The following is a 7,228-nucleotide window of genomic DNA, read 5'->3' on the forward strand; positions in this document are numbered from 1 at the left end:
TGGACTGTCGGTCTTTTACGTTTTGAATCACGTTTAAAAAAACGTTGGCTTGAACGTAATGGAATTCCTACCAATCTCTTTGATTTAATTAAGTTTCAACGTTCCAACCCAAATTTACTTCAAACACTCTGGACTAAAGCTACTCATAGCATTTTTGATGCCTTACGAGGTCAAACTATGAAATTAACAGACGATACTAGTGTTCTTGAAGCTATCCAACGATCTGATGTTGTTTTAACCAAATCTGGTAAAGCTTCCCCAACTAAAGTACGTAATTTATTTGCCATGTATTGTCTTATCCGCGAAAAGGGATTTGATGAAGTTAAAACGACTTATGGCAAGTCTCAATTTCACAATCTAATAGCCCAGTTATGTGCTGTACAAGGTCTTAATAAAGGTATCTTGCAGAACTTACATACAGGCAATGCCAACAATATTATTCCGTTTATTAAGTTCGTAGACATAGATTTCAATCAACAATTGCCAGATTGGTACGAAGAGCCAGTTTCGCAGTTTAACTACAAAATCGCATAGGTGAGCAAATGAACAATTCACAACATCCAATCATGACAGTTACAGGCATTCGTAAAGCTGCTGGAGACTTTCAAGACGAAAAAGGCAAAACAATCGAGTTTTCAAACACGGTTGTAACTGTGCTGCAAGAATATTCAGATCGTGAGAAAGAACAAGGCGCAATCGGTTTTAAATCGACTGACTACAAGATTAAAGGCGCTCAGTTCTTCAATGATTATCTTCATCAGGAATTACCAAACAAAGCTAAGTTGATCTTTGATTGGGATTTCACAGGCAAACAACCAAAGGCTGTGTTAGTAGCTTTGGATTTTGATGGTGTGGAAGCAGCGTAATAAAGCTATACGAATCAAAGTGTTAATAATAAAACACTTCGTATAATGTGATGTCCAGATTATGTTACTAAGCCCCAGTGAGAAGATTACACAGTCTCACGGGGCTTTTTAACATCAATCTGCATTATGCGAACTAGATGCAGCGTCGGGGCGCGACCGTCGGCGAGGGCTCGCAGCCGATCGGCGTTGACACGATGCTGGGAGAGTTAGAGCAGGGGCATCCGGATGCAAAAAAAGTCCACCTTCTCTAGTGTGGACTTAACTCCCGAATTTGGGAATTTTAATCATCTTTCCCCAAGTATTTTCTTCTATATTCAAGCACATCTGCTGCTGTGAGTTCTTTTATATGTTTTCTGATTAAAGCGTGAATTACATCACTTTCTTTAATCTTCATCTTCTTTTCAATCATGATATCTAGGGTCTTCTTTTCGACCATTTCTGATTCTTCTTCTCTCAATCTCTGTGATATAGCCATTTGTAACACCGCTAAATGTAATAAGTGACAAATAATAATAAAATATGTTGATTTGTCACATGTGATATTGTATAAATCGCATTAAATGTGATTTGTGACAAATAACAAATGTTAGATAAAATCGTTATGCACATACCTGTTGATGCTTCACTAGTCGATGTTGATAGTGAAGGTCGGTATTGCGTTTTCGGTTTTGATTTGCTTGATATTGGTTTGAAATTTGGTTCTTACGATGTCTTTAAAGATGAAGACGGGAATACTAAGTGTCAGGTTTTAAGTCATCCATATTCAAGATTGCCTACTTCTTATACGAAGATGGCTTTTAAGTTTTTCCACGAGGGGAAGACCTACCCATATGTAGAACTAAAAGCTAGTCCTGCGAAGATTTTGCAAGGTCATAATGTTTATGGTTCTGATTGGATAGAGCAGGGAGCACTTGAAATGCTGGGATATCTTGCTGAATCACATCCGACGCTTTACGGCATGTTAGCCATTGGGGAAACTGAAATTAAGCAGCTTGATGCTACTTATTCAGCACGTTTACGTGATGATAATCAAGTAGCTCAAGTAATTGATTTTATGAGAAACATGTCTTCAAGACATATCCGTAAATCAGAGAAACAGGTTGTTTATAAGAATACTGTTTACTTTGGTTCGGAGCGCGGTAAGCGTTTCGCTCGTAAAGTTTACGGTAAATCATGTGAGTTTCAGGCTCAACTTGATGAACAAATTAAGCTTGCAAAAGCTAATGATAAATCTGCTCAACGTGTCGTTAAAGTCATGTCTGATCCAGATTTAATTGCCTTTACTAAAGGGCTTTTGCGGTTTGAAACAGGCATTAAAGCCTACGTTATGAAAGAACTCGGTATCCCGACTAATTTATTTCAACTTATTCGTTATCAACGCGCTAATCCTAATTTTTTACGTGATCTTTGGATCAAGGCTAATTCTGAAATTTTCAAAGCCCTTGAGGGTACTGCAATGAAAGCTACTGACCACGATACTGTCTTTAATCATTTATGTTCTGTATATGCTAAGCGAACCGCTTTAGGTCGTGTTTCGCTTACTAAAGCCCGTAATTTATTTACTTTCTATACAAATCTTGAAGTACATGGCTTTGAGGTTTTGAAGAAGCGTTATTCAGATACGCGTTTTTATGCAAATGTTGCTGATTTAGTTGCAGCGGGTTACTCAAAAGCATTTTTGCAGAATCTACATGTTGAGTCTAAATCCAACATTATTCCATTTCTTAAACTTGTCGAAATTAATTTCGAAAATCAAGTACCTGACAACTTTAAAGAACCAGTTTCTACGTTTAATCAACGCTTACTTAAAATCGCATAGGTGAAAAATCATGTCTCAAATTATCTTTAAAGCAAAGCTTCTCAATGTTGACACTGGAGTTGACCAGAAAACTGGTTCTTTAACCATGCGTCTGATTTTCCAATCACAGCGTTATGACAAAGGTTTGGATCAGATTGTTCCATGTTCACAGAACGTCAAAGTTATTGAAGATCATCACCACATGAAAGATTTTTATTTGTCGTACAAAGGTCGTGAAATTTATTTACCAATTGAAATGACACCAGTTGAACGAAATATTTTTTATAAGACAACTGGTGATGGACGACCATTGCAGGTTGAAGAAAAGAAAGCTCCAGAGCTAAAAGCTTAATAGTATCAAAGGCTTACTTATACGTCATGACGTATAATGTATAATATGTTAAAAATCAATAACTTACGTGTATTTTTACTATGACACAGTACGTTTATAAATGCAAGAAGTGCGGGAAGGAGTTTACAAAACACTCTAGTTACTGCATCCACTTTTACAAGTGTAAATAACAGATTTGCTGGCTTTTGGGGGCGGGAACGCAAGCCAGCAATTTATTGGGGAATATAAGAAATGTCGTCATACGTCTGCACCGAATTAGTAAACAACGTATGCCAACAATGGGCGGAGAATCCTAGCATTTTACCGCCTTTAACAATGGGTCAGGGCTTGGCAATTGGCGGTGCAATTTTCACGGTTCTGGCTTTTACACATGGAATCAAAATATTGATTCAATTCGTCAAAAAACAATAGGTGAAAACTATGGAAACTCAAGTTCAACAAACTAACAAACCTTCTACTTTAAAACGCGGTTTAGTTGTAGCTGCCGCAGTTGGGGCAACAGTACCGGCTTTTGCAGAGGGTTTTGATCCTTCAACCATCGTTACGATCATTTCAGGCTTCGTTGCTGGTGTATCTGCTATTGGTCTTGCTGTGTTATCACTTGTGGTAACTGGTAAAGTCTTTAAGTGGGTACGTACAGCAATGTAAAACCATTCTGGTGATCGAGTAGTGAATGATCTCTTATTCATTACTCATCACCATTTTTTTATCTAGAGGTTTTATATGACTTTAGAAACGTTTGGGGCTTACTTATGTATTTTCGTACTTACACTAATAGCTATAAAGCTCTTCTAGTTTGCATCATTTCTTTTTTTCTCACTTTTACACCATCTCTTGTATTTGCTACGACCGTTTCTGCTGAAGGTTGGTCTGTCACTAAACGTATAGTTAACGGTGCAACAACAATTTATGACGGTGCAAAGAATGTCGTTATAAATGGTAAAAACTATACTGCGAAAGGTGTTGCCTCTGTTACTCCAGCAGCATCACAAGTTTCTAAAATGATTGTTAGAACTGGAGCTATATTAGCTGTTGATTTGGCAATTAAAGCTTTAATTGGTGGGGTTGGTTATGTTATGGATCCCGCAAATAATCGCGTCAAATATTATGAAGGTAATACTGACTATTTGGGTTCAGGTATTCATGTGCAAGGTGTTTACGGTTCTTCTGCAACTAATGCATGTATTAACTATGTCGCGTTCTTACAAAAAGCAAATACATCATATAAATATCGCTATGACAATGTTACTGGTCTAAGACTCAATACTGGAACTTCATATTCATTTAATTGTATGTATTCGGTAGATTTCTTTCCGACCGATTCTGATACACGAATGACGCAATATACGGCAACTGGAACAATCACTAACTACACGCAAACGACTCAAGACGAAAAATATCTTGGTTATGATGCAATTGCGACTCAGTTGATTAGTGATGCAGTTGCAGAAAAATCAGATGCTAAAGCTTATGTTTCATCTGTTGCTGACACTGCATTAGAGGATGAACAGAAACAAATCGTTCCTGCTACTGATATAACTCAACAGCTTAATAATTCGCAGTCTATTCCTACGAGTGGAGCTGCTACTGGTGCGATTGCACCACCCACTACAGTAGACCCAACAACGGGCGAACCTGTTACACCAAAACCTTCTGATTTAACTTTAAATTTTCCTGAGTTCTGTGGCTGGGCGCCATTGGTCTGTCAAGCTGCTCAAGCAGCAATTAACTTTCCGTCAACTGCTGCAGGTTGGTGGAATACACTTTCTGGTTATTTGAAAGGTTACGACACTTGGTTAAATTCATTCGGCAAGGACGATGTAACTAAACCAGATTTGGATGAATATAAGATTCAAGAACCTAATCTAGATATATCAGTACATCAATATTTCGACTCATCTGCATTTTGCCCTGAAGATCGTCATATCCCGTTATCTATGGGTGGTCAAAGCCTAGATATTATTATTTCTTACTCTGCTTTATGTACTGTCGCACAGCAGTTTAGACCAGCCGTTATTTTGATGTCTTTCCTAGCTGGCGCATTCATCATTACTAATACTGGCCGTCGCGCTGAAACTGGAGATTAATTATGTCTTTAATCTCTCTTTTACAGAAAGTATCAGATATCACTCTTAGTAAAGGTGGGCGTACAGTCTTATCCAGTTTAGGGGTTGGACTTGTTTCTTCATCTGTTTCTATATCACTTTTTAATTCGTATATCACATATCTCCAGAACTCATATTCAGCTTTAGGGGATGTTGCAGGGATACTTGGTTTAGCAGGTGTTCCTTATGGTTTATCAATCATCATTAGCGCAGTAGTTATAAAAATCACATTAAAAGCTAAAAACGTATCTTTAGGAAAATCATCATGATCTATTTAATTGTGGGTCAACCACGTTCGGGGAAATCTCAATATGCTGTTAAATTGGCTTTTGATATTGATGAAGCTAATAAGAAAATTCAGAAAAAAGTTGATGACGGCAAAGAGCTAACAGAAAAAGAATTAATGGCTTTGCAGGATGGAACTATTGTTCCTGCGATACGTCCTGTTTATTCAGATATTGAAGAACATGCCAAGCGAAATGATTTCATTCAATTAGCACCAGCCGACTGGCGTGATGTACCTGATGGCTCAATTATTTTTTATGACGAGGTGCATTTTAGAGATGAGTATTTAGATCAAAGCAAATACATGTCTCAAAACCCTATGATTAAAGAGTTATCGACTCATGGTCATAGAAACATTGATATTTACTTAATGACTCAGGATCCACGAAGATTGGAGAAATCTATACGTGCTCTTGTGTTTAAAATGTTCCTAGTTAAACGTCCAGCTAACTTACCGCCATTCGCAAATGTCTATACTTTTGATCGTTGGCTTGGCGATCCGTGGGCAGCATCAAAGAATAAAGATAATGTTCATGATGAACAGTTATTTCATTATAAAAAGAAATATCAAGATGCTTATAAATCCGCATCGGCTCATACATCAATGGTTTTCAAGTTGCAGCGCAAGTTTATTGTGGCCATTGTTTCAATTCTTGTCATGATTGGTTTGTCTGTTTTCTTATTCAAAATCAGTGGAATGGGTAAGATTGTTAAAGACGCTACTAACGTATCCGGAATGACGGAAAAAACAAAAGTAGATGATAAAAAAATTATGGCTTCAGCAAATGGAAATACCACTTCAGCTAAGCCTGGAGAGACAACACAAACACAGTTAGATTGCCGAAAAGCTGTCAATGTAGAAAAGCCCGAATGTGTAGAATGGTTTAATAATCTTGATAAAAATAAAGGTTCATTTACTACGGCTGGTGATGGCCAAATTAATGTTTCATATAACCCTAATCAACCTTATGAAACTGCGGAAATACAGAAAGCAGCTAGCTATCAAGTTACTGCGCGACCAGTATTTAGCGGTTGTACTAAAGTAGGTAATAAATATCAGGGCTACACCCAACAGGGAACTAAGCTTAATGTGTCTAAATCGGACTGTGAACGTTTAATTAAGAATAATGACAGGCCGTTTAATTACTTTGTTGAGCAACGACCAGAGCAACCGCAACCACAGCAACCTATACAGAACCCTAAACAATTCGATGATGAGTTTGTTGCTAAGTATCAAGCTGCAAAGGCTGAGGGGTTAATTTGAAATCTTTTTCTCTGATTACTAAAAACCGTCTATAAGATGTGACGTAGAATTAGCAAAGAAGTGTCTTCAGGGGAATTGAGACACATCGCGTAAACATTGGTTTTTTTATGAATTTTGAGTGTCTCAAGGCGTAGTCTAGACACTTCGATTATTGGCATAATGTTACAAGTGCTCGCTCTACTGCAGCTTAAGCCGGGCATCAAAAAAGTGAACAAAATCAACACTTGTGATTTTTTAAGGATTGGCAAAATATGACACTAAAACCTTATGATATTTACAACCAGACGGCTGGTCTTATTGATTTTTCATTGGGTGAATTAACTGATATTTACACTTCTATTTTATGGTCAGGTTGTGCTAACGATAATCAGATATTGAAGAAAATAGAAACCAAATACACCTTTTGCTCTACCTGTAGCAACTTAGTTTTAAAAGAACAATTTGATGATCATTTAGACAAATGTTTAGTGGACTGATAGTTCGTATAATGTGATGTCCAGATTATGTTACTAAGCCCCAGTGAGAAGATTACACAGTCTCACGGGGCTTTTTAACATC

The 7,228-nt window shown here is 37.4% G+C and carries 11 protein-coding genes; 10 read left to right on the forward strand and 1 reads right to left on the reverse strand.

Going from position 1 to position 7,228, the window contains the following annotated elements:
- Window positions 1-534 (forward strand): phage/plasmid replication protein, II/X family (locus HJG58_RS08680; protein WP_216076548.1); only part of this gene is annotated, 534 nt, incomplete at its 5' end.
- An 8-nt stretch (window positions 535-542) separates the two neighbouring features.
- Entirely contained in the window at window positions 543-866 is a 324-nt protein-coding gene (locus HJG58_RS08685) for a hypothetical protein (RefSeq protein ID WP_170248588.1), read from the forward strand.
- A 280-nt stretch (window positions 867-1,146) separates the two neighbouring features.
- On the opposite strand, the gene HJG58_RS08690 is transcribed toward HJG58_RS08685, so the two are convergent.
- A complete protein-coding gene (locus HJG58_RS08690) occupies window positions 1,147-1,341 on the reverse strand; it encodes a hypothetical protein (RefSeq protein WP_031996160.1) in 195 nt (64 codons plus the stop codon).
- Window positions 1,342-1,449: 108 nt separating this feature from the next.
- On the opposite strand from HJG58_RS08690, the gene HJG58_RS08695 reads away from it, so the two are divergent.
- The 8 genes from HJG58_RS08695 (at window position 1,450) to HJG58_RS08730 (ending at window position 7,146) form a co-directional block, all read left to right on the forward strand.
- Window positions 1,450-2,685: a phage/plasmid replication protein, II/X family gene (locus tag HJG58_RS08695; RefSeq protein ID WP_031996135.1), complete on the forward strand. Its 1,236-nt coding sequence runs from the start codon at window positions 1,450-1,452 to the stop codon at window positions 2,683-2,685.
- Window positions 2,686-2,695: 10 nt separating this feature from the next.
- Window positions 2,696-3,016, forward strand: coding sequence for a hypothetical protein (locus HJG58_RS08700; protein ID WP_031995326.1), 321 nt, complete (start codon window positions 2,696-2,698; stop codon window positions 3,014-3,016).
- Between the two features lie 231 nt (window positions 3,017-3,247).
- Window positions 3,248-3,427, forward strand: a complete 180-nt coding sequence (locus HJG58_RS08705) for a hypothetical protein (protein WP_170248589.1) — start codon at window positions 3,248-3,250, stop codon at window positions 3,425-3,427.
- A gap of 9 nt (window positions 3,428-3,436) precedes the next feature.
- Window positions 3,437-3,664 carry a major capsid protein gene (locus HJG58_RS08710; protein ID WP_170248590.1) on the forward strand — a complete coding sequence of 76 codons (228 nt, stop codon included), beginning with the start codon at window positions 3,437-3,439 and terminating at the stop codon, window positions 3,662-3,664.
- Between the two features lie 104 nt (window positions 3,665-3,768).
- Entirely contained in the window at window positions 3,769-5,103 is a 1,335-nt protein-coding gene (locus HJG58_RS08715; protein ID WP_170248591.1) for a virulence factor TspB C-terminal domain-related protein, read from the forward strand.
- Window positions 5,104-5,105: 2 nt separating this feature from the next.
- Window positions 5,106-5,390 carry a DUF2523 family protein gene (locus HJG58_RS08720; protein ID WP_170248592.1) on the forward strand — a complete coding sequence of 95 codons (285 nt, stop codon included), beginning with the start codon at window positions 5,106-5,108 and terminating at the stop codon, window positions 5,388-5,390.
- Window positions 5,387-6,670 carry a zonular occludens toxin domain-containing protein gene (locus HJG58_RS08725; RefSeq protein ID WP_170248593.1) on the forward strand — a complete coding sequence of 428 codons (1,284 nt, stop codon included), beginning with the start codon at window positions 5,387-5,389 and terminating at the stop codon, window positions 6,668-6,670. Before HJG58_RS08720 ends, HJG58_RS08725 begins: the two co-directional genes overlap by 4 nt.
- A 251-nt stretch (window positions 6,671-6,921) precedes the next feature.
- Entirely contained in the window at window positions 6,922-7,146 is a 225-nt protein-coding gene (locus HJG58_RS08730; RefSeq protein ID WP_170248594.1) for a hypothetical protein, read from the forward strand.
- Window positions 7,147-7,228: the final 82 nt, after the last annotated feature.

The organism is Acinetobacter geminorum (genome assembly GCF_013009345.1).
GTDB classification, from domain to species: domain Bacteria; phylum Pseudomonadota; class Gammaproteobacteria; order Pseudomonadales; family Moraxellaceae; genus Acinetobacter; species Acinetobacter geminorum.

Coding starts and splice junctions, on each gene's coding strand:
- HJG58_RS08685 (WP_170248588.1), top strand. CDS start 543: ATGAACAATTCACAACATCCAATCATGACAGTTACAGGCATTCGTAAA.
- HJG58_RS08690 (WP_031996160.1), bottom strand. CDS start 1,341: ATGGCTATATCACAGAGATTGAGAGAAGAAGAATCAGAAATGGTCGAA.
- HJG58_RS08695 (WP_031996135.1), top strand. CDS start 1,450: ATGTTAGATAAAATCGTTATGCACATACCTGTTGATGCTTCACTAGTC.
- HJG58_RS08700 (WP_031995326.1), top strand. CDS start 2,696: ATGTCTCAAATTATCTTTAAAGCAAAGCTTCTCAATGTTGACACTGGA.
- HJG58_RS08705 (WP_170248589.1), top strand. CDS start 3,248: ATGTCGTCATACGTCTGCACCGAATTAGTAAACAACGTATGCCAACAA.
- HJG58_RS08710 (WP_170248590.1), top strand. CDS start 3,437: ATGGAAACTCAAGTTCAACAAACTAACAAACCTTCTACTTTAAAACGC.
- HJG58_RS08715 (WP_170248591.1), top strand. CDS start 3,769: ATGTATTTTCGTACTTACACTAATAGCTATAAAGCTCTTCTAGTTTGC.
- HJG58_RS08720 (WP_170248592.1), top strand. CDS start 5,106: ATGTCTTTAATCTCTCTTTTACAGAAAGTATCAGATATCACTCTTAGT.
- HJG58_RS08725 (WP_170248593.1), top strand. CDS start 5,387: ATGATCTATTTAATTGTGGGTCAACCACGTTCGGGGAAATCTCAATAT.
- HJG58_RS08730 (WP_170248594.1), top strand. CDS start 6,922: ATGACACTAAAACCTTATGATATTTACAACCAGACGGCTGGTCTTATT.